Source organism: Enterobacter sp. I4, assembly GCF_022669095.1.
In the GTDB taxonomy this organism is placed as follows: Bacteria; Pseudomonadota; Gammaproteobacteria; order Enterobacterales; family Enterobacteriaceae; genus Enterobacter; species Enterobacter pasteurii.
This window is the reverse complement of record NZ_JALBUO010000002.1, coordinates 856,725-878,842: the sequence shown is the minus strand read 5'-3', so window position 1 is coordinate 878,842 and position 22,118 is coordinate 856,725. Positions and strand designations below refer to the sequence as shown.

Here is a 22,118-nt window from a genome sequence, read left to right as displayed (position 1 = left end):
TTACTCCATCGAAACGAACTGAGGGTGAAAACAATGATCTACTTACGCAAAGCAAACGAACGTGGTCACGCAAATCATGGCTGGCTGGACTCATGGCATTCATTCTCGTTTGCCGACTATTATGACCCGAACTTCATGGGCTTCTCCGCGCTGCGCGTCATTAACGATGACGTGATTGATGCAGGCCAGGGCTTCGGTACCCACCCGCACAAGGATATGGAAATTTTGACCTACGTGCTGGAAGGGGCGGTTGAGCACCAGGACAGCATGGGCAATAAAGAGCAGGTTCCGGCGGGCGAGTTCCAGATTATGAGCGCGGGCACCGGGGTGCGTCACTCCGAGTACAACCCGAGCAAAACGGAAAAACTGCACCTGTATCAGATCTGGATCATTCCGGAAGAAACCGGCATCACGCCGCGCTACGAGCAGCGCCGCTTCGACGCGAAGCAGGGCAAACAGCTGGTGCTCTCTCCGGATGCGCGTGAAGGTTCCCTGAAGGTGCATCAGGATATGGAGTTGTACCGCTGGGCGCTGGCGAAAGACGAACAGTCCGTACACCAGATTGCCGCCAACCGCCGCGTGTGGATCCAGGTGGTGAAGGGCGAAGTGACCATTAACGGCACCAAAGCCACAACCGCAGATGGTCTGGCTATCTGGGACGAGCAGGCGCTCTCCGTGCATGCCGACAGCGAAAGCGAAATCCTGCTGTTTGACCTGCCGCCGGTCTAAATAATTTCTCAACCTTCCCTTTAAACGGGGAAGGTTGAGCTTTGTCCGTGATAAACTGAGCAAATCTCTCACTTCAAGATTTCTCAGGACGATGAAAAAGAAACGCCCCGTACTTCAGGATGTCGCCGATCGCGTCGGTGTGACCAAAATGACGGTCAGCCGCTTTTTACGTAACCCGGAACAGGTTTCCGTCGCGTTGCGTGGCAAGATTGCCGCAGCCCTTGATGAACTGGGTTATATCCCCAACCGCGCACCCGATATTCTCTCCAATGCGACCAGCCGTGCGGTGGGCGTCCTGCTTCCTTCCTTAACTAACCAGGTTTTCGCCGAAGTGCTGCGTGGCATCGAAAGCGTCACCGATGCGTTTGGTTATCAGACCATGCTCGCGCACTATGGGTACAAGCCGGAACTGGAGGAAGAACGTCTTGAATCGATGCTCTCCTGGAACATCGATGGCCTGATTTTAACGGAACGTACCCACACTGCCCGCACGCTGAAAATGATCGAAGTGGCGGGCATTCCGGTGGTGGAGCTGATGGACAGCCAGTCGCCGTGCCTCGACATTGCCGTTGGGTTCGATAACTTCGAAGCGGCGCGGCAGATGACCGCGGCCATTATCGCCCGCGGCCACCGGCACATCGCTTATCTGGGTGCACGTCTGGATGAACGTACTATCATCAAACAGAAAGGATACGAGCAGGCGATGCTCGACGCCGGTTTGATCCCGTACAGCGTGATGGTGGAGCAATCCTCATCCTACACCTCGGGTATTGAGCTGATGCGCCAGGCGCGACGCGAGTATCCGCAACTGGACGGTATTTTCTGTACCAACGATGACCTTGCGGTCGGCGCGGCGTTTGAGTGCCAGCGTCTGGGGCTGAAGATCCCTGACGATATGGCGATTGCCGGCTTCCACGGCCACGACATTGGTCAGGTGATGGAGCCGCGCCTGGCGAGCGTCCTGACCCCGCGTGAACGCATGGGCCGCATCGGTGCAGAACGCCTGCTGGCGCGCATTCGTGGTGAGGCAGTTACCCCTAAAATGTTAGATTTAGGTTTCACCTTGTCACCGGGTGGATCTATTTAATCCGACAAATTTGAAGTAGCTCACACTTATTCACTTCGCGCACGTTTGGATATTGCTTCTCTTTTGCCCCGGCAGGACAATGTTACCGATAACTGTTACCCGTAACAATTGACTGAGGGACACCCTTTGAGCACGACTAATCACGATCACCACGTTTACGTCCTGATGGGCGTGTCCGGTAGCGGTAAATCTGCCGTGGCGAGCGAAGTGGCGCATCAACTCCAGGCTGCGTTTCTTGATGGCGACTTCCTCCATCCGCGCAGCAACATCACCAAAATGGCTGCCGGCGAGCCGCTGAACGACGACGACCGCAAACCGTGGCTGCAGGCGCTGAATGACGCCGCGTTCGCGATGCAGCGTACCAACAAAGTTTCCCTGATCGTCTGCTCCGCGCTGAAAAAAACCTATCGCGACCTGCTGCGCGACGGCAACCCGAACCTCTCCTTCATCTATCTGAAGGGTAATTTCGAGGTAATTGAAAGCCGTCTGAAGGCGCGTAAGGGCCACTTCTTCAAAACCCAGATGCTGGTGACGCAGTTCGAAGCGCTGCAGGAGCCGGGTGCTGACGAGCAGGATGTCCTGGTGGTTGATATCGATCAGCCGCTGGAAGGTGTTGTAGCCAGCACCATCGAGGTTATCAATAAAAGGCAATAAGTTTTGAGTACATTAACGCTTGTTTTGACAGCAGTGGGTTCCGTTTTACTGCTGCTGTTTTTAGTGATGAAGGCGCGTATGCACGCTTTCGTTGCTTTGATGGTGGTTTCTATTGGTGCAGGTCTCTTTTCCGGCATGCCGCTCGACAAGATCGCCGCGACGATGGAAAAAGGGATGGGCGGCACGCTGGGCTTCCTGGCCATTGTGGTCGCGCTGGGCGCGATGTTTGGCAAGATCCTGCACGAGACGGGCGCGGTCGACCAGATTGCCGTCAAGATGCTGAAATCCTTCGGCCACAGCCGCGCGCACTACGCGATTGGCCTCGCTGGCCTGATTTGCGCGCTGCCGCTGTTCTTTGAGGTGGCCGTGGTGCTGCTGATTAGCGTAGCGTTCTCCATGGCGCGCCATACCGGCACTAACCTTGTGAAGCTGGTCATTCCGCTGTTTGCGGGCGTGGCGGCAGCCGCGGCGTTTCTGCTGCCGGGGCCTGCGCCGATGCTGCTGGCTTCCCAGATGCACGCCGACTTTGGCTGGATGATCCTGATTGGCCTGTGCGCGGCAATCCCGGGGATGATTATCGCCGGTCCGCTGTGGGGCAACTTCATCAGCCGCTACGTCGAGCTGCACATACCTGACGACATCACCGAGCCGCACCTGGGCGAGGGCAAAATGCCGTCCTTCGGCTTCAGCCTGTCGCTGATTCTGCTCCCGCTGGTGCTGGTGGGGCTGAAAACCATTGCCGCCCGCTTTGTGCCTGAAGGCTCTACCGCCTATGAATGGTTTGAGTTTATCGGTCATCCGTTTACCGCGATCCTGGTGGCGTGTCTGGTGGCAATTTACGGCCTGGCGATGCGTCAGGGCATGCCGAAAGACCGCGTGATGGAGATCTGCGGTGCTGCGCTCCAGCCTGCGGGTATCATTCTGCTGGTGATCGGTGCCGGTGGCGTGTTCAAGCAGGTGCTGGTTGATTCCGGCGTGGGTCCTGCTCTGGGTGAAGCGCTGACCGGAATGGGCCTGCCGATTGCGGTGACCTGCTTCGTGCTGGCCGCGGCGGTACGTATCATTCAGGGCTCCGCAACCGTTGCCTGCTTAACGGCCGTAGGCCTGGTGATGCCGGTGATTGAACAGCTGAACTACTCCGGTGCGCAGATGGCGGCGCTGTCTATCTGCATCGCGGGCGGTTCGATTGTGGTATCGCACGTGAACGACGCAGGCTTCTGGCTGTTCGGTAAATTTACCGGCGCGACCGAAGCGCAAACCCTGAAAACCTGGACGCTGATGGAAACCATCCTCGGCACGACGGGTGCGATTGTCGGGATGATTGCGTTTACGCTGCTGAGCTAACCCTGGCTTTCTCCCTCTCCCTGAGGGAGAGGGAGCAACCACTAAAAACGGCAATCTTAGATTGCCGTTTTGCTTTTACCTAGCCCTTCATCCACGCCCGTATCCCGTCCAGGAACATCTGCGTCGCCATCATCACCAGAATCAGCCCCATCAGACGCTCCAGCGCGTTCACCCCTTTCTCGCCCAGCAGGCGCAGGAAAAGCGATGACTGCAGCAGAATAATGAACGTTCCGCCCCAGGCGATCAGCAGGGCAATGACCAGGTGGCTCATCTGGTTCGGGTACTGATGCGACAGCAGCATCAGCGTCGCCAGAATCGTTGGCCCGGCAACCAGGGGAATAGCCAGCGGCACGATAAACGGCTCTTCACCCGCAGGCAGGCCGCTGCTGCTGCCTTCCGCGCTCGGGAAAATCATCTTAATGGCAATCAAAAACAGAATAATCCCGCCGGAAATCGAAACCGTTTCAGCGCGCAGGTTCAGGAACGCGAGGATTTTTTCACCGGCGAACAGGAAGATGAACATCACCACCAGGGCGATGAGCAGCTCGCGGATCATGATCGCCCGGCGGCGCTTCGGCTCGGTGTGTTTCAGCACCGACATGAAGATCGGCAGGTTTCCGAGTGGATCCATAATCAGGATCAATAAAACCGCGGCGGAAATGATTTCACTCATCTTTAAATTATCCCTGAGTCTTAGTAGTGTTATTCCGATGATTAGCACTTTTTCTGATAGCCGGGCAATCATCGATTAATTTCGCTTGCGACTTTGGCAGCATTTTGTAATGTGAAGCATATCCCAGTTCAATACTGGCTTGCACAATCAGCACACACCCCTTGCAGGAAAAAAATGCTATGAAAAACGTTGGTTTTATCGGCTGGCGCGGTATGGTCGGCTCTGTACTCATGCAACGCATGGTTGAAGAGCGCGATTTCGACGCCATCCGCCCGGTCTTCTTCTCTACTTCACAGCTCGGCCAGGCTGCACCGTCCTTTGGTGGTACCACAGGCACGTTGCAGGATGCTTACGATCTGGAAGCGCTGAAGGCACTCGACATTATTGTGACCTGCCAGGGCGGCGATTATACCAACGATATTTATCCGAAGCTGCGTGAAAGCGGCTGGCAGGGCTACTGGATTGACGCGGCCTCTTCGCTTCGCATGAAAGACGATGCCATCATCATTCTCGACCCGGTTAACCAGGACGTCATCACCGACGGCCTGAACAACGGCGTGAAAACCTTTGTCGGCGGTAACTGCACCGTCAGCCTGATGCTGATGTCCCTCGGCGGCCTGTTCGCCCAGGATCTGGTGGAGTGGGTATCCGTGGCGACCTACCAGGCGGCATCCGGCGGCGGCGCGCGCCATATGCGCGAGCTGCTGACGCAGATGGGCCAGCTGCACCAGAGCGTCGCGACCGAGCTGGCAAACCCGGCTTCCGCGATTCTGGACATCGAGCGCAAAGTCACCCAGCTGACCCGCAGCGGCGAGCTGCCGGTCGATAACTTTGGCGTACCGCTGGCCGGCGGTCTGATCCCGTGGATCGACAAACAGCTGGATAACGGCCAGACCCGCGAAGAGTGGAAGGGCCAGGCTGAGACCAACAAAATCCTCGCTACCGCGAACACCATTCCGGTTGACGGCCTGTGCGTGCGTATCGGCGCGCTGCGCTGCCACAGCCAGGCCTTCACCATTAAACTGAAAAAAGATGTGTCTATTCCGACCGTGGAAGAGCTGCTCGCCGCACACAACCCGTGGGCGAAAGTGGTGCCAAACGATCGTGATATCACCATGCGCGAGCTGACTCCGGCAGCCGTCACCGGCACGCTGACCACGCCGGTTGGCCGTCTGCGTAAGCTGAACATGGGCCCGGAGTACCTCTCCGCGTTCACCGTTGGCGACCAGCTGCTGTGGGGTGCCGCAGAGCCGCTGCGCCGCATGCTGCGCCAGCTGGCGTAATACTTTGTTAAACACGGGGGGTGATTATCGCCCCCCTTTTTGTGCGTACTACATGGAGTAAAACGCAGATGTCTTATTTTTTATCAGGAGGAACCTCGTCGTTGGCTATGCTTTAAGGAAGATTTATTTCTCACCTGAGGGTAGGACGGAGCAGAGAGGATGAGCTGCACCGTTTAGGTCACATTAAAAGTCGTCCCGGAGCGAGTAAAAAGGGCGACATAAAAAAACAGGATGAATACCATGTCCGATCGTATTTCGAGAGACGTGATTAATGCGCTTATTGCGGGTCATTTTGCCGACCCCTTTTCTGTGCTAGGGATGCACCGTACAGAGGCCGGGCTGGAAGTTCGCGCGCTGTTACCGGATGCCACAGAAGTATGGGTTATCGAACCCAAAACCGGCCGCAAGGTGGGTAATCTTGAATGCCTCGACTCGCGTGGCTTCTTCTCGGGCGTCATGCCCCGTCGTAAAAATCCCTTTCGTTATCAGCTTGCCGTCATCTGGCACGGTCAGCAGAACCTGATTGACGACCCCTATAGCTTTGGTCCGCTCTTAAAAGAGATGGATGCCTGGCTGCTGTCCGAAGGCACCCATCTGCGGCCTTACGAAACGCTGGGTGCCCATGCGGATACCATGGATGGTATTACCGGCACGCGGTTTGCCGTATGGGCGCCAAACGCCCGGCGCGTCTCCGTTGTCGGGCAGTTCAACTACTGGGACGGCCGCCGACACCCCATGCGCCTGCGCCGGGAAACCGGCATCTGGGAGCTGTTCATCCCCGGGGCGCATAACGGTCAGCTCTACAAGTTCGAGATGATCGATGCCAACGGCAAGCTGCGTATTAAATCTGACCCGTACGCCTTTGAAGCGGAGCTGCGCCCGAATACCGCCTCTCTTATTTGCGGCCTGCCGGAGAAGGTGGTCCAGACGGAGGAGCGCAAGCAGGCTAACCGCTTCGACGCGCCGATCTCCGTTTATGAGGTGCATCTCGGCTCCTGGCGCCGCCACACCGATGACAACTTCTGGCTGAGCTATCGCGAGCTGGCTGACCAGCTGGTACCGTACGCCAAATGGATGGGCTTTACCCATCTGGAGCTGCTGCCGATCAACGAACACCCCTTCGACGGAAGCTGGGGCTATCAGCCCACCGGAATGTACGCGCCTACCCGCCGCTTCGGCACGCGCGATGACTTCCGCTATTTCGTTGATGCCGCGCACGCCGCTGGCCTGAACGTCATTCTCGACTGGGTGCCGGGCCACTTCCCGTCGGATGATTTTGCGCTGGCCGAGTTCGACGGCACGAAGTTGTACGAGCACAGCGACCCGCGCGAAGGCTATCACCAGGACTGGAATACGCTGATCTACAACTACGGGCGGCGTGAGGTAGCGAACTACCTGGTCGGGAACGCGCTCTACTGGATCGAGCGCTTCGGCATTGATGCCCTGCGCGTGGATGCGGTGGCGTCGATGATCTATCGCGACTATAGCCGCAAAGAGGGCGAGTGGATCCCGAACGAGTATGGCGGTCGCGAGAACCTGGAAGCGATTGAGTTTCTGCGCAACACCAACCGCATTATCGGCGAGCAGGTCGACGGTGCCGTGACCATGGCGGAAGAGTCCACCGACTTCCCGGGCGTTTCGCGTCCGCCGTCAACGGGCGGCCTGGGCTTCTGGTACAAGTGGAACCTTGGCTGGATGCACGACACGCTCGACTACATGAAGCTCGACCCGGTTTATCGTCAGTATCATCACGACAAGCTCACCTTCGGGCTGCTCTACAACTACACCGAAAACTTCATGCTGCCGCTGTCGCACGATGAAGTGGTGCACGGCAAAAAATCCATTCTCGACCGCATGCCGGGCGACGCGTGGCAGAAGTTTGCCAACCTGCGCGCCTACTACGGCTGGATGTTTGCCTTCCCGGGCAAAAAGCTGCTGTTTATGGGCAACGAGTTTGCCCAGGGGCGCGAGTGGAACCACGACTCCAGCCTCGACTGGCATCTGCTGGAAGGCGCTGACAACTGGCACCACGGCGTGCAGCGTCTGGTCCGCGATCTGAACCTGACCTATCGCCATCACAAAGCGCTGCACGAGCTGGACTTCGATCCGTATGGCTTTGAGTGGCTGGTGGTGGACGACCACGCGCGCTCGGTGTTTGTCTTTGTGCGTCGTGACAAAGCGGGTAACGAGATCGTCGTTGCCAGCAACTTCACGCCGGTGCCGCGTGAGCACTACCGCTTCGGCATTAACCAGCCGGGCAAATGGCGCGAAATTCTCAATACCGACTCCATGCACTACCACGGCAGCAACGCCGGTAACGGTGGCCTGGTGCAGAGCGACGCCATCGAAAGCCACGGTCGTCCGAACTCCCTCAGCCTGACGCTGCCGCCGCTTAGCACCATCTGGCTGGTGCGGGAGGGAGAATGACGCAGCTTACGGCAGGTAAACCCGAACCGCTCGGGGCGAGTTTTGACGGAAAGGGGGTGAACTTCACGCTCTTTTCTGCTCACGCGGAGCGGGTGGAACTCTGCGTGTTTGACGGGGAAGGTAACGAGCATCGTTACGATTTACCGGCGCGCACGGGAGATACCTGGCATGGCTACCTGGCCGGAGGACGGCCGGGGATGCACTACGGTTTTCGCGTTCACGGCCCCTGGGCGCCTTCTCAGGGGCACTGGTTTAACCCGGCGAAGCTGCTGATTGACCCGTGTGCCCACCGCGTGGACGGCGAGTTTAAAGACGACCCGCTGTTCCACGTCGGCTACGGTGAACCCGACCACCGCGACAGTGCGTCCGTCGCGCCCAAAAGCGTGGTGGTGCACGATCTCTACGACTGGGAAGACGATGCCTCACCGCGCACGCCGTGGGGCAATACCGTCATTTATGAAGCTCACGTCAAAGGGCTGACGTATCTGCACCCGTCGATCCCGAAAGAGATGCGCGGCACCTATAAGGCGCTTGGGCATCCGACGATGGTCGCCTACCTGAAGCAGCTGGGCATTACCGCGCTGGAGCTGCTGCCGGTGGCGCATTTCGCCAGCGAGCCGCGCCTTCAGCGTCTTGGGTTAAGCAACTACTGGGGCTACAACCCGCTGGCGATGTTCGCCCTTGACCCGCGCTACGCGGTGCATCCGGAGAAGGCGCGGGATGAGTTTCGCGACGCGGTGAAGGCGCTTCACGCGGCGGGAATTGAGGTCATTCTCGACGTGGTGCTAAACCACAGCGCGGAAAGCGATCTGGACGGCCCGACGCTCTCACAGCGCGGAATCGATAACCGTAGCTATTATTGGATCAGGGAAGACGGCGACTACGAGAACTGGACCGGCTGTGGTAACACCCTCAACCTTAGCCATCCGGCAGTCACGCATTACGCGTACGAGTGCCTGAAGTACTGGGTTGAGACGTTCCACGTGGACGGCTTTCGTTTTGACCTGGCGCCGGTGATGGGGCGTACTCCGGCATTCCGCCAGCAGGCGCCGCTGTTTGAGGCGATAAAAAACTGCCCGGTACTTTCACAGGTGAAGCTCATCGCGGAGCCGTGGGATATCGGCGAGGGCGGTTACCAGGTGGGGAACTTCCCGCCGCTGTTTGCCGAGTGGAACGACCACTTCCGCGACGCCGTCCGCCGCTTCTGGCTGGCGCGCGATCTGTCGCTGGGAGAGTTCGCCAGCCGCTTTGCCGGCTCCAGCGATCTCTTTAAGCGCGACGGAAAACGTCCGTCGGCCACCGTCAATCTGGTGACGGCGCACGACGGTTTTACGCTGCGCGACTGCGTTTGTTTCAATCAGAAACACAATGAGGCAAACGGCGAGGAGAATCGCGATGGCACTAACAATAACCATAGCTTCAATCATGGTATAGAAGGGTTAGGCGGAAGTCTGGACGTGATCGAGCGGCGACGCGCCAGCGTTCATGCGCTGCTGACGACGCTTTTGCTGTCGCAGGGCACGCCGATGCTGCTGGCGGGCGATGAGCACGGCCATAGCCAGCACGGCAACAATAACGCCTATTGCCAGGACAATACCCTGACCTGGCTCGACTGGGGAGAAGCGAACAGCGGGTTGATCCATTTCACCGCGGCGCTGATCCATCTTCGCCAGCACATTCCCGCGCTTACCGCCGACAGCTGGTGGGAAGAGGGCGACGGCAACGTTCGCTGGCTGAATCAAGACGCGCAACCGTTAAGCGCGCAAGAGTGGCAACACGGCGTACCGCGCCTGCAGATCCTGCTTTCGGATCGCTGGCTGGTTACGCTCAACGCGACGGATGACGTCGCAGAGATTGTTTTACCTGACGGGGAATGGCGAGCCGTTCCTCCCTTTGCCGGAGCGGATAATCCGGTAGTTATGGCTGTCTGGCACGGGCCTGCGCACGGAGTGTGCGTATTCCAAAGATGATAAAAAAGGAGTTAGTCATGGTTAGATTAGAGAAGAACGATCCGTTAATGTTGGCACGCCAGCTACCATTAAAAACAGTTGCCCTGATACTCGCGGGCGGGCGCGGTACCCGTCTGAAAGATTTGACCATCAAGCGCGCCAAGCCGGCGGTTCACTTTGGTGGTAAGTTTCGTATTATCGATTTTGCACTCTCCAACTGCCTGAACTCAGGCATTCGCCGCATTGGCGTCATTACGCAGTACCAGTCGCACACGCTGGTGCAGCACATTCAGCGCGGCTGGTCATTTTTCAGCGAAGAGATGAACGAGTTTGTCGATCTGCTTCCCGCTCAGCAGCGCGTTCACGGGGAAAACTGGTACCGCGGCACGGCGGATGCCGTAACCCAAAACCTCGACATCATTCGCCGCTACAACGCGGAATACATCGTGATCCTCGCGGGTGACCACATCTACAAGCAGGATTACTCCCACATGCTGATCGACCATGTGGAAAAAGGGGCGCGATGCACCGTAGCGTGTTTGCCCGTGCCCGTTGCTGAAGCAACCGCCTTTGGCGTGATGCACGTGGATGCGGACGACAAGATTATCGACTTTGTCGAAAAGCCGTCGAACCCGCCAACCATGCCGGGGGACGACACCAAATCGCTCGCCAGCATGGGGATCTATGTCTTTGATGCAGATTATCTTTATGAGCTGCTGGAAGAAGACGACAAAGACGAAAACTCCAGCCACGATTTCGGCAAAGACATTATCCCGAAAATCACCAAAGCTGGCATGGCGTATGCACACCCCTTCCCGCTGTCCTGCGTGCAGTCCGATCCTAATGCGGAACCTTACTGGCGCGACGTGGGAACCCTGGAAGCGTACTGGAAAGCCAACCTCGATCTGGCGTCCGTAACGCCCGAGCTGGACATGTACGACCAGAACTGGCCGATTCGCACCCATATGGAATCGCTGCCGCCCGCGAAGTTCGTGCAGGACCGTTCCGGCAGCCACGGCATGACGCTGAACTCGCTGGTTTCTGGCGGGTGCATTATTTCCGGTTCGGTGGTGGTGCAGTCCGTGCTGTTCCCGCGCGTGCGTATAAACTCATTCTGTAATATCGATTCGGCCGTTCTGCTGCCGGATGTCTGGGTAGGACGCTCGTGTCGTCTGCGTCGTTGCGTAATCGACCGTGCCTGCGTCATTCCTGAGGGGATGGTGATTGGCGAAAACGCGGAAGAAGATGCGCGTCGTTTCTACCGTTCGGAAGAGGGGATCGTGTTAGTAACACGGGAAATGTTGCGGAAGCTGCAAATCAAACAGGAGCGATGATGCAGGTTTTACACGTATGTTCTGAGATGTTCCCGTTGTTAAAAACGGGCGGACTGGCGGATGTTCTTGGGGCACTACCGGCGGCGCAAATTGCCGGAGGGGTAGATACCCGCGTGTTGTTGCCCGCTTTTCCGGATATCCGACGCGGTATTCCTGATGCAAAGGTTGTTAGCCGCCGTGAAACCTTCGCGGGACGTATCACCCTGCTGTTTGGACACTACAATGGCGTAGGGATTTACCTGATTGATGCGCCGCATTTATACAACCGACCGGGCAGCCCGTATCACGATACCAACCTGTTCGCCTATACCGACAACGTGCTGCGCTTTGCGCTGCTCGGCTGGGTGGGCGCAGAGATGGCGGTCGGGCTGGATCCGTTCTGGCGTCCTGACGTGGTACACGCGCACGACTGGCATGCCGGGCTTGCGCCCGCGTATCTGGCGGCGAAAGGCCATCCGGCCAAATCGGTGTTTACGGTGCACAACCTGGCGTATCAGGGCATGTATTACGCCCATCATATGAATGACATCGATCTGCCATGGTCGTTCTTTAACATGCACGGGCTGGAGTTTAACGGGCAGATTTCGTTCCTGAAGGCGGGGCTGTACTACGCCGACCATATTACGGCGGTTAGCCCCACCTATGCGCGAGAAATCACCCAGCCGGAGTTTGGCTACGGCATGGAAGGCCTGCTGCAGCAGCGCCATCGTGAAGGTCGCCTGTCGGGGATCCTGAACGGCGTGGATGAGCAGATCTGGAACCCGGAAACCGATCTTCTGCTGGCGGCGCGCTACGGGCGCGACTCGGTGGAAGAAAAAGCGGAAAACAAGCGTCAGCTGCAGATTGCGATGGGGCTTAAGGTCAACGACAAGGTGCCGCTGTTTGCGGTGGTCAGCCGCCTCACCAGCCAGAAAGGGCTGGATCTGGTGCTGGAGGCGCTGCCGGGGCTACTGGAGCAGGGCGGCCAGCTGGCGCTGCTCGGCGCGGGCGACCCGGTGTTGCAGGAAGGCTTCCTGGCGGCCGCGGCGGAACATCCGGGGCAGGTGGGCGTACAGATTGGCTATCACGAAGCGTTTTCCCACCGCATCATGGGCGGCGCGGACGTCATTCTGGTACCGAGCCGATTCGAACCCTGCGGCCTGACGCAGCTCTATGGCCTGAAATACGGCACGCTGCCGCTGGTGCGGCGCACGGGCGGGCTGGCGGATACGGTGTCGGATAGTTCTCTGGAGAACCTGGCGGACGGTATCGCCAGCGGGTTCGTCTTTGAGGACAGTAATGCCTGGTCGCTGCTTCGCGCGATTCGGCGCGCTTTCGTCTTGTGGTCCCGTCCATCCCTCTGGCGTTACGTGCAGCGTCAGGCGATGTCCATGGACTTTGGCTGGCACGTTGCGGCGCAGTCCTACCGCGACCTTTATCAACGCTTGATGTAACGAGGCGAAGTTACTGATATGAATGCTCCATTTAGCTACTCTTCACCCACGCTCAGCGTTGAGGCGTTAAAGCACTCCATCGCCTATAAGCTGATGTTTACCATCGGGAAAGATCCCGTTATTGCCAACAAGCACGAATGGCTGAACGCCACGCTGTTTGCGGTGCGGGACCGTATGGTCGAACGCTGGCTGCGCTCCAACCGCGCCCAGCTTTCGCAGGAGACGCGACAGGTGTACTACCTGTCGATGGAATTTCTGATTGGCCGCACCCTCTCCAACGCGCTGCTGTCGCTCGGTATTTACGACGACGTTAAAAACGCGCTGGAAGAGATGGGGCTGGACTTAGAAGAGCTGATTGACGAAGAGAACGACCCGGGGCTGGGTAACGGCGGACTCGGGCGTCTTGCCGCCTGCTTCCTTGATTCGCTGGCGACGCTGGCGCTGCCGGGACGCGGGTACGGTATTCGCTACGACTACGGCATGTTCAAGCAGAACATCGTCGATGGCCGTCAGAAAGAGTCGCCGGACTACTGGCTGGAATACGGTAACCCGTGGGAGTTCAAGCGCCACAATACGCGCTATAAGGTGCGCTTTGGCGGGCGCATTCAGCAGGAAGGGAAAAAATCCCGCTGGGTGGAAACCGAAGAGATCCTCGCCGTTGCCTATGACCAGATCATCCCCGGCTACGACACCGACGCGACCAATACGCTGCGTCTGTGGAACGCGCAGGCCAGTAGCGAGATCAACCTGGGTAAATTTAACCAGGGCGACTACTTCGCGGCGGTGGAAGATAAAAACCACTCCGAGAACGTCTCCCGCGTGCTCTACCCGGATGACTCGACCTACTCGGGCCGCGAGCTGCGCCTGCGTCAGGAGTATTTCCTCGTCTCGGCAACGATTCAGGATATCCTTAGCCGTCACTATCAGCTGCACAAAACCTACGCGAATCTGGCAGAGAAAACCGCTATTCACCTCAACGATACCCATCCGGTGCTGTCGATCCCCGAGCTGATGCGCCTGCTGATTGACGAGCATAAGTTCAGCTGGGATGACGCGTTTGAAGTGACCTGTCAGGTGTTCTCGTACACCAACCACACGCTGATGAGCGAAGCGCTGGAGACGTGGCCGGTGGACATGCTCGGCAAAATTCTGCCGCGCCACCTGCAGATCATCTTCGAGATCAACGACTACTTCCTCAAGACCCTGCAGGAGCAGTACCCGAACGATACCGGCCTGCTGAGCCGCGCCTCGATCATTGATGAATCCAATGGCCGTCGCGTACGCATGGCCTGGCTGGCGGTGGTGATCAGCCACAAGGTGAACGGGGTTTCAGAGCTGCACTCGAACCTGATGGTGCAGTCGCTGTTCGCGGACTTCGCGAAGATCTTCCCGACGCGTTTCTGCAACGTGACCAACGGCGTTACGCCGCGCCGCTGGCTGGCGCTGGCGAACCAGCCGCTCTCCGACGTGCTGGATGAGAACATTGGCCGCACCTGGCGTACCGATTTGAGCCAGCTGAGCGAGCTTGAGCAGCACATTGATTTCCCGACGGTAAACAAAGCCGTGCGCGAAGCCAAGCTGCTGAACAAAAAGCGTCTGGCAGTCTGGCTGGCGATGCACCTCAACGTGGTGGCAAACCCGAAAGCGCTGTTTGACGTGCAGATCAAGCGTATCCACGAGTACAAGCGTCAGCTGATGAACGTGCTGCACGTTATTACCCACTACAACCGCATCAAGGCCGATCCGACGGCGGAGTGGGTGCCGCGCGTGAAAATCTTTGCCGGCAAGGCGGCGTCCGCCTACTACATGGCGAAGCACATCATTCACCTCATCAACGATGTGGCGAAGGTGGTCAACCAGGATCCGGACATTGGCGACAGGCTGAAGGTGGTGTTTATCCCGAACTACAGCGTGAGCCTGGCGCAGCTGATTATTCCGGCGGCGGATCTCTCTGAGCAGATTTCCACGGCGGGAACGGAAGCGTCCGGCACCAGCAACATGAAGTTTGCCCTGAACGGCGCGCTGACCATCGGCACGCTGGACGGCGCCAACGTCGAGATGCTGGACCACGTGGGGGCGGAGAATATCTTTATCTTCGGCAATACGGCGGAAGAGGTGGAGGCGCTTCGCAAGAAGGGCTACTCGCCGCGCGAGTATTACGAAGAGGATGAGGAGTTACGCCAGGTGCTGACGCAAATCGCTACCGGGGTATTTAATCCTGAGGAGCCCGGCCGCTACCGTGACCTGGTGGATTCGCTGATTAACTTTGGCGACCACTATCAGGTGCTGGCGGATTACCGCAGCTACGTGGATTGTCAGGATAGGGTGGACGAGCTGTACCGGCATCAGGAGAAGTGGACCAGCGCCGCGATGCATAACATCGCCAACATGGGTTACTTCTCGTCGGACAGAACCATCAAGGAGTATGCCGAGAATATCTGGCATATCGATCCGGTGCGGTTATAAAAGCAAAGCGGCAACCCGGGTTGCCGCTTTTAGCGTTTGTTACCTCTCCCCTGTGGGAGAGGGTCAGGGTGAGGGGGACAGCCCGCACCTATCGCATCAAGACGCCAACGACAGCTCACGCTTTCCCGCATGCTGCGCCAGCCACTGCGCCACGCGAGACTGCTGCTCGGCGTTGAGCCACATCCCTTCTTTAGTACGGCGCCAGATGGCATCTTCCAGGCGACGAACCCACTCGTGTTCAACCAGGTAGCGCAGCTCCGCTTCGTACAGCTCGTGGCCGAAATGCTCGCCCAGATCGGCAAGCGCTTTCGCGTCTCCCAGGAACAGCTCGGTATTGCTGCCGTAGGTGCGGGCATAGTGGCGCGCCATACCTTCGGTGATGAACGGGTAGCGACGGCGCAGCTTCGCGGCGTAATCGTCGCGGTTTCCGCCGATATCACCGCCAGGCAGCACCGCCTCTTTGGTCCACGCCGGGCCAATGCCTTTATAGTACGGCGCCAGTTTTTCCAGCGCGTGCTCGGCCAGCTTGCGGTAGGTGGTCAGTTTGCCGCCAAAGACTGACAGCAGCGGCGCCTGACCGCCTTCGTCGTGGATATCGAGCGTGTAGTCGCGGGTGATCGCCTGCGGTGAATCAGACTCGTCATCGCACAGCGGACGCACGCCGGAGTAAGTCCAGACCACGTCATCGCGCGCAAGCTGCTTTTTAAAGTGCGCGTTATACACCTTCAGCAGGTAGCTGACCTCGCTCTCGTCGATCTCCACGTTTTTCGGATCGCCCTTGTACTCCACGTCGGTGGTGCCGATGATGGAGAACTCGTCCATCCACGGGATCACAAACACGATGCGCTTGTCTTCGTTTTGCAGGATATAAGCCTGCTTCTGGGTATGCACGCGCGGCACCACGATGTGGCTGCCCTTAATCAGGCGGATGCCGTACGGTGAAGGCAGGTGCATGCCGTCGTCGAAGAACTGTTTCACCCACGGGCCGGTGGCGTTCACCAGGCCGCGCGCTTTCCAGCTGAACTTCTCGCCGGTATCCACGTCTTCCGCTTCCACGATCCACAGGCCGTTTTCACGACGCGCGGCGGTCGCGCGGGTGCGGGTTTTCACCTCGCCGCCTTTCTTCTCCACCATCTGCGCGTTAGCCAGAACCAGACGCGCATCGTCAACCCAGCAGTCGGAATATTCGAAACCGCGCACGATTTCAGGCTTAAGGACCGATTCTGAGCCAAAACGCAAACCGTTCGAACCCGGCAGGCTGGTGCGTTTGCCGAGATGATCGTACATAAACAGGCCAATGCGGATCATCCACGCCGGACGCAGGTGCGGACGGTGGGGCAGGCGGAAGCGCATCGGGATTGCCAGATGCGGCGCCATCTTCAGCAGCACTTCACGTTCGGCCAGCGCTTCGCTGACCAGGCGGAATTCGTAGTGTTCCAGGTAGCGCAGGCCACCGTGGATCAGCTTGGAGCTGGCGGACGACGTCGCGCAGGCGAGATCGTTAGCTTCCAGCATCAGCACGGATAATCCGCGTCCTGCGGCGTCGACCGCAATACCGGCACCGTTGATGCCACCGCCTATCACAATCAGATCTTTGGTTTCCATAACACCCTCATGCACTTTCGTTAAAGCTCAGAAATGTTCGATATCGCTCATAATAGCAAAGGAACGCGCTTTTGGTAACATCAAAAAAACAATTTAGAGTGATATGGATAACATAATGGCGTTTACCCGCCGCCAGGACGTACACTACGGGGTAAAATAGTGCGACTAACTTTTCTCCCTCTCCCCGTGGGAGAGGGCTGGGGTGAGGGCATCAGAGCGCACCCAACCTGAACAACAGAAAGAGAACACCATGGATCAGTTTGAATGTATTAACGTAGAAGAAGCCCACCAGAAGATGCACCAGGGAACAGCGGTGCTGGTGGATATCCGCGATCCGCAGAGCTTTGCGATGGGCCACACCCCGGGCGCGTTCCATCTGACCAACGACACGCTGGGGGCGTTTATGCGCGATAACGACTTCGAAACCCCGGTGATGGTCATGTGCTACCACGGCAACAGCAGTAAAGGCGCGGCCCAGTATCTGATCCAGCAGGGCTACGATGCGGTCTACAGCGTCGACGGCGGCTTCGACGCCTGGCATCGTCATTTCCCGGCAGAAGTTGAATACGCGTTCGAGCGCTGATCCCGCTATACTGTCCCCTTTTGTGTGGAAATAAGCGACCGCTGCCCATGTTGATGATCACCTCTTTTAGCAACCCGCGCGTCGCCCAGGCGTTTGTCGACTATATGGCGACGCAGGGCATTATCCTGACTATTCAGCAGCATACGCAAACGGACGTCTGGCTGGCGGATGAAAGCCAGGCCGATCGCGTTAACGCCGAGCTGGCGCGCTTCCTGGAAAATCCTGGCGATCCTCGCTATCTGGCGGCAAGCTGGCAATCCGGCCATACCGGCAGCGGACTGCATTATCAGCGTTTTCCGTTCCTTGCCACGATCCGCGAGCGCGCAGGCCCGTTTACCCTGCTGCTGATGGCGGCCTGTATCCTCGTTTTCATTATTATGAACGTGGTGGGCGACCAGAGCGTGATGCTGGCCCTGGCGTGGCCGTACGATCCCTCTCTGGAGTTTGACGTCTGGCGCTACGTCTCCCATGCGCTAATGCACTTCTCGGTAATGCATATTCTCTTTAACCTGCTGTGGTGGTGGTATCTCGGCGGCGCGGTAGAGAAGCGGCTCGGAAGCGGCAAGCTGATTGTAATCACCATCATTAGCGCCCTGCTGAGCGGCTACGTGCAGCACAAATTCAGCGGCCCGTGGTTTGGCGGGTTATCCGGTGTGGTGTACGCCCTGATGGGTTACGCCTGGCTCAGAGGCGAGCGCGACCCGGATAGCGGCATCTATTTACAACGCGGCTTAATAACCTTTGCGTTAATATGGCTTATTGCCGGATGGTTCGATCTGTTTGGTATGTCTATCGCCAACGGTGCGCACGTTACCGGGCTGGCGGTCGGGCTGGCGATGGCGCTTGCCGACACGCTCCATGCGCGAAAACGAACATAATTCCCAGGGATATTTCATGAAACAAACACAACGTCATGACGCCATTATCGAATTGGTAAAAAAACAGGGATACGTCAGCACCGAAGAGCTGGTGGAGCAGTTTGCCGTCAGCCCGCAAACCATCCGTCGTGACCTGAACGACCTTGCCGATCAGAACCGTATCCTGCGACACCACGGCGGCGCCGCGCTGCCGTCCAGCTCGGTGAATACCTCGTGGCACGACCGTAAGGCCACGCAAACGGCAGAGAAAGAGCGTATTGCCCGCAAAGTGGCGAGCCAGATCCCGAACGGCGCAACGCTGTTTATTGATATCGGCACCACGCCGGAAGCGGTCGCCCACGCGCTGCTCAACCACGAGAACCTGCGCGTGGTCACCAACAACCTGAACGTGGCCAACACCCTGATGCAGAAAGATGATTTCCGCATCATTCTCGCGGGGGGCGAACTGCGCAGCCGCGACGGTGGCATTATCGGCGAGGCGACCCTCGATTTTATTTCTCAGTTTCGTCTCGATTTTGGCATTCTGGGAATCAGCGGCATCGACACCGACGGCTCGCTGCTGGAGTTCGATTATCACGAGGTGCGCACCAAGCGCGCGATTATAGATAACTCGCGCCACGTGATGCTGGTGGTGGACCATTCCAAGTTTGGCCGTAACGCGATGGTGAACATGGGCAGCATCAGCATGGTCAACGCGGTTTACACCGACGTGATGCCGCCAGCGGGGGTACTGCAGGTAATTAAGGATAATAATGTGCAGTTAGAGTTATGTTGAGAAGCCATTCTCCCTCTCCCGAAGGGAGAGGGCCGGGGTGAGGGCATCAGACCCCGTACCCCATCATCTTCAGCAGCTGCTGCGCATGCTGCACGGCGTCCTGACGGTGCGCCACGCCCAGCTTCTGATACAGATTGCGAATGTGCGTTTTGATGGTGGTCGCCGCCACCGCCAGCTCGCCGGCAATCTGCTCGTTGCTGTAGCCGGAATAGATTAGCCCCAGCACCTGCCATTCACGCTGGGTGAGCGGGCTGGTGCGGATAAGCTCCGGTACTTCCGGATGGTTCAGCAGTCGTTCAACAAAGTTCTCATCGAAATGCGCAAACTTGTGGCGGTGGTGCTGGTTGATCTCGCGCAGAATGCGCTGGGCGCGATGCTGGTCGAGTTCCGGCAGCGTGTTGAGCTGAATCAGCTGGCGCAGCTGCTGCGCCATCACTTCACCCTCAATCACAAAGTGGCTGATAAACCCGGTGCGGTTCGCCAGCTGCAACGCTTCCAGCAGCACGCGCTGGGCGTCGCTTTTACGTCCCGCCTGCCAGTAAAGCTGGTTTAACAGCAGCAGGTTACGGTTCAAATCACTCATCAGGCGCAGGCTGCGGGCGTTTTCATTTAACTCTTCCAGCACGATCTCGGCAGGCTCAAAGTCGCCAAGCAGGATCTGCACGCGGGCGATATTGCGCCACTGGCTTTGCAGGAAGTGGTTATTGGCAAACGCCGGTTTTGGCGTCTGACGCAGCCAGTTTGCGGCGGATTTTTTATCGCCGGTCATCTGCCAGTAAATCACCCGGACCTTATCGGCGTTGGATACCCAGTCGCTATGGTACTGACCGTTGCCGAGCAGGTTTTCAAGGCGGTTAAGATGGTTACGGGCATTATCCAGATCGCCGCGCGCCAGCGAGCACTGCACCAGCAGGGCCAGGCACTGCAATTGCTGCTGCGGCTGGAAGCTGGAAAGCACGTTCACACCCTGACGGGCGCAGCTTTCTGCTTCATCCAGCCGCGACCACGCCCACAGCAGCTGGGCGCGAATGCGCAGCAGGAACTCATGCATCGGCAGCTGCTCAAGATGCTGGTCGCGGATTAGCTGGAACGCTTTTTCCTGGTTTTCCCAGGCGGCCTGCAGGAACCCCTGAGCAAACAAAATCTCGCTCTGCTGGATCAGGCTCCACAGCGCGTAGTGCCAGACATCGTGGCGGCGCGCCATCTGTTCGGTTTGCTGCATCAGTGAAAGCGAACGCGTGAGGTCGCCTTTACAGTGCAGGACTTCGCCGTGCACCGAGGTGGCCACAATGCGGCTGTAGAAATTCGCCAGCGGCAGCTCATCCAGGGCGACCATGGCGAGCCGTTCAGCTTCGTCCGGATCGCCGTCATTAATCGCCACCTGCGCACGCAGGGCGTTAAATTCGCCGTGCAGGGTGGCATCCATCTCGCTTTCCATCTCCTGCTCGGCGCGCGCCAGCAGGGTGTTCACTTCGCTGTAGCGATGCTGGCTCTGCATCAGCCAGGCCTGGAGCAGCACCAGGCGCGGGTTTTCCAGCAGGCTCTCCCACGGCAGCGCTTTTAGCGACTCTTCCAGCAGCGTCAGCTCGCTGTGGTTGAACAGCCCCCACGCGTGGTTGAGCAGAATATCGCGCAGCATACCGGCATCACCGGCAGCCAGCGCGTGGTGGATAGCCTCGCTCGGAAAACCTTGCGCCATCCAGCTTTCGGCGGCGGCGCGGTGTATTTCAGGCAGCTCAGCGGCCAGCTCCCACTGGCAGCGCTGGCGCAGGAAGCTGCCAAACAGCGGATGGTAGCTAAACCATTCGCCGGGATCGTCCATCCGCGTCAGGAACAGACCCTGACGTTCAATCTCTTCAAGCTGAAGCTGGCCGTTTTCAATGCCGGTGACGCGCACAATCAGCGCATCGTTCATGGAGCGCAGCAGGGAGCTTTTCAGGAGGAAGTGGCGGGTAGTGAGATCGACGCTGTCGAGTACCTCGTCAACCAGATAATCCGACAGGTGGCTGGCGTTGATTCCCGCCAGGCGACGCGCGGACTGGTGCGTCGGGCTGTTGTTTTGCCGGGCGGACAGGGCAATCAGCTGAAGCGCCGTGGCCCAGCCAGCAACATCATCACACAGGCGGCTGCTTTCAGACGCTTCAATCGGAGAGGTCAGACGGCAGTCAAAGAACTGCTTCGCTTCCTGATGGGTAAAAGCCAGCTGCTGGCTGCCGATTTCGAGCAGCTGATCGCGCACGCGCAGGTTGGCAATGCCCAGCTGCGGCAGGTTACGCGACAGCACGACCAGCGTCAGATTTTCCGGCTGGTGGCGCAGGAAGAAACGCATCGACTCGTGAATAACCGGGTTAGTTATCAGATGGTAATCATCAATCACCACGTACAGCGGACGGTGCCATTCGGCCAGCTCGATAAACAGCTGCGAGAAAAGGGAGGACAGGCTGGCGTACTGGCGCTTTTGCACCATCACTTCGCTGGTGACGCAGTGTCCGTTGGTTGCCTGCTGAATAGCGGCAATTAAATAGCTGGCAAAACGCTCCTGCTGGTTATCCCCTTCGTCAAGGGAGTACCAGCCGAGATCGCTCTTGCCTGCCGCCCATTGTGAAATGAGCGTTGTCTTTCCATAACCTGCAGGACTCGTAACCAGCGCCAGTCGGAAATTATGCGCGCCGGAAAGTTTAGCCAGCAGGCGCTCGCGGACCACAGTATGGTCAAGACGAACCGGGCGACTTAATTTGGACGGAATCAACATAGTTTTCACTTCACTGTGGGGAACGAGAGAAATTATTTTTTTTGCGCTTCGTAATTAATGCCTATAAGTTCGGCCAATAAAGGAACTATTGCAAGTTATGTCTGGGTTTTGTACCCGTGAATTTGCACTGTGTCACAAAACATTAT

At 58.1% G+C, this 22,118-nt stretch carries 16 protein-coding genes; 13 read left to right on the top strand and 3 right to left on the bottom strand.

The features are described from left to right. The first annotated feature begins 33 nt into the window (after nt 1-33). The 4 genes from MOQ06_RS16585 to gntU all read left to right on the top strand — a co-directional run bounded on the left by MOQ06_RS16585 (nt 34) and on the right by gntU (nt 3,814). Nucleotides 34-729 (top strand): pirin family protein, encoded by a 696-nt coding sequence (locus tag MOQ06_RS16585; RefSeq protein WP_242174001.1) that lies wholly within the window; start codon nt 34-36, stop codon nt 727-729. 91 nt (nt 730-820) lie between these two features. Beyond that, complete coding sequence (gntR, locus tag MOQ06_RS16580; protein WP_148420564.1) at nt 821-1,816, top strand: gluconate operon transcriptional repressor GntR; 996 nt, start codon at nt 821-823, stop codon at nt 1,814-1,816. 126 nt (nt 1,817-1,942) lie between these two features. Next, nucleotides 1,943-2,470, top strand: coding sequence for a gluconokinase (gene gntK / locus MOQ06_RS16575; RefSeq protein WP_242173999.1), 528 nt, complete (start codon nt 1,943-1,945; stop codon nt 2,468-2,470). 3 nt (nt 2,471-2,473) lie between these two features. Continuing rightward, entirely contained in the window at nt 2,474-3,814 is a 1,341-nt protein-coding gene (gene gntU, locus MOQ06_RS16570; RefSeq protein ID WP_148420566.1) for a gluconate transporter, read from the top strand. A gap of 79 nt (nt 3,815-3,893) precedes the next feature. Here the strand turns inward: gntU and MOQ06_RS16565 are convergent, their stop codons facing one another. Further along, nucleotides 3,894-4,487, bottom strand: coding sequence for a YhgN family NAAT transporter (locus MOQ06_RS16565; protein ID WP_119937578.1), 594 nt, complete (start codon nt 4,485-4,487; stop codon nt 3,894-3,896). Between the two features lie 179 nt (nt 4,488-4,666). Between MOQ06_RS16565 and asd the strand changes: the two genes are divergently transcribed. From asd to glgP, 6 genes are all read left to right on the top strand, one after another. After that, nucleotides 4,667-5,770, top strand: coding sequence for an aspartate-semialdehyde dehydrogenase (gene asd / locus MOQ06_RS16560; RefSeq protein ID WP_242173997.1), 1,104 nt, complete (start codon nt 4,667-4,669; stop codon nt 5,768-5,770). Between the two features lie 240 nt (nt 5,771-6,010). After that, nucleotides 6,011-8,197, top strand: coding sequence for a 1,4-alpha-glucan branching enzyme (gene glgB / locus MOQ06_RS16555; protein ID WP_148420568.1), 2,187 nt, complete (start codon nt 6,011-6,013; stop codon nt 8,195-8,197). Beyond that, nucleotides 8,194-10,167: a glycogen debranching protein GlgX gene (gene glgX, locus MOQ06_RS16550; protein WP_242173995.1), complete on the top strand. Its 1,974-nt coding sequence runs from the start codon at nt 8,194-8,196 to the stop codon at nt 10,165-10,167. The genes glgB and glgX overlap by 4 nt, the downstream gene beginning before the upstream one ends. Nucleotides 10,168-10,184: 17 nt before the next feature. Then, nucleotides 10,185-11,480: a glucose-1-phosphate adenylyltransferase gene (gene glgC / locus MOQ06_RS16545; RefSeq protein WP_148420570.1), complete on the top strand. Its 1,296-nt coding sequence runs from the start codon at nt 10,185-10,187 to the stop codon at nt 11,478-11,480. After that, nucleotides 11,480-12,913, top strand: a complete 1,434-nt coding sequence (gene glgA, locus MOQ06_RS16540) for a glycogen synthase GlgA (RefSeq protein WP_242174445.1) — start codon at nt 11,480-11,482, stop codon at nt 12,911-12,913. Before glgC ends, glgA begins: the two co-directional genes overlap by 1 nt. Before the next feature lie 18 nt (nt 12,914-12,931). After that, the gene (glgP, locus tag MOQ06_RS16535; protein ID WP_242173993.1) at nt 12,932-15,379 is read left to right on the top strand and encodes a glycogen phosphorylase; all 2,448 of its coding nucleotides are present in this window, start codon (nt 12,932-12,934) and stop codon (nt 15,377-15,379) included. Nucleotides 15,380-15,475: 96 nt separating this feature from the next. Here the strand turns inward: glgP and glpD are convergent, their stop codons facing one another. Next, nucleotides 15,476-16,984: a glycerol-3-phosphate dehydrogenase gene (gene glpD, locus MOQ06_RS16530; RefSeq protein WP_148420572.1), complete on the bottom strand. Its 1,509-nt coding sequence runs from the start codon at nt 16,982-16,984 to the stop codon at nt 15,476-15,478. A gap of 250 nt (nt 16,985-17,234) precedes the next feature. Here glpD and glpE point away from each other — a divergent pair, with 250 nt between their 5' ends. Genes glpE through MOQ06_RS16515 form a run of 3 tightly spaced genes read left to right on the top strand, consistent with a single transcriptional unit; the run spans nt 17,235 to nt 19,220 of the window. Next, nucleotides 17,235-17,567 (top strand): thiosulfate sulfurtransferase GlpE, encoded by a 333-nt coding sequence (glpE, locus tag MOQ06_RS16525; protein ID WP_114979336.1) that lies wholly within the window; start codon nt 17,235-17,237, stop codon nt 17,565-17,567. Between the two features lie 47 nt (nt 17,568-17,614). Further along, nucleotides 17,615-18,445 carry a rhomboid family intramembrane serine protease GlpG gene (glpG, locus tag MOQ06_RS16520; protein ID WP_148420573.1) on the top strand — a complete coding sequence of 277 codons (831 nt, stop codon included), beginning with the start codon at nt 17,615-17,617 and terminating at the stop codon, nt 18,443-18,445. 16 nt (nt 18,446-18,461) lie between these two features. Next, nucleotides 18,462-19,220: a DeoR/GlpR family transcriptional regulator gene (locus MOQ06_RS16515; RefSeq protein ID WP_242173991.1), complete on the top strand. Its 759-nt coding sequence runs from the start codon at nt 18,462-18,464 to the stop codon at nt 19,218-19,220. A 46-nt stretch (nt 19,221-19,266) separates the two neighbouring features. Here the strand turns inward: MOQ06_RS16515 and malT are convergent, their stop codons facing one another. Beyond that, complete coding sequence (gene malT, locus MOQ06_RS16510; RefSeq protein WP_148420575.1) at nt 19,267-21,972, bottom strand: HTH-type transcriptional regulator MalT; 2,706 nt, start codon at nt 21,970-21,972, stop codon at nt 19,267-19,269. Nucleotides 21,973-22,118 lie beyond the last annotated feature (146 nt).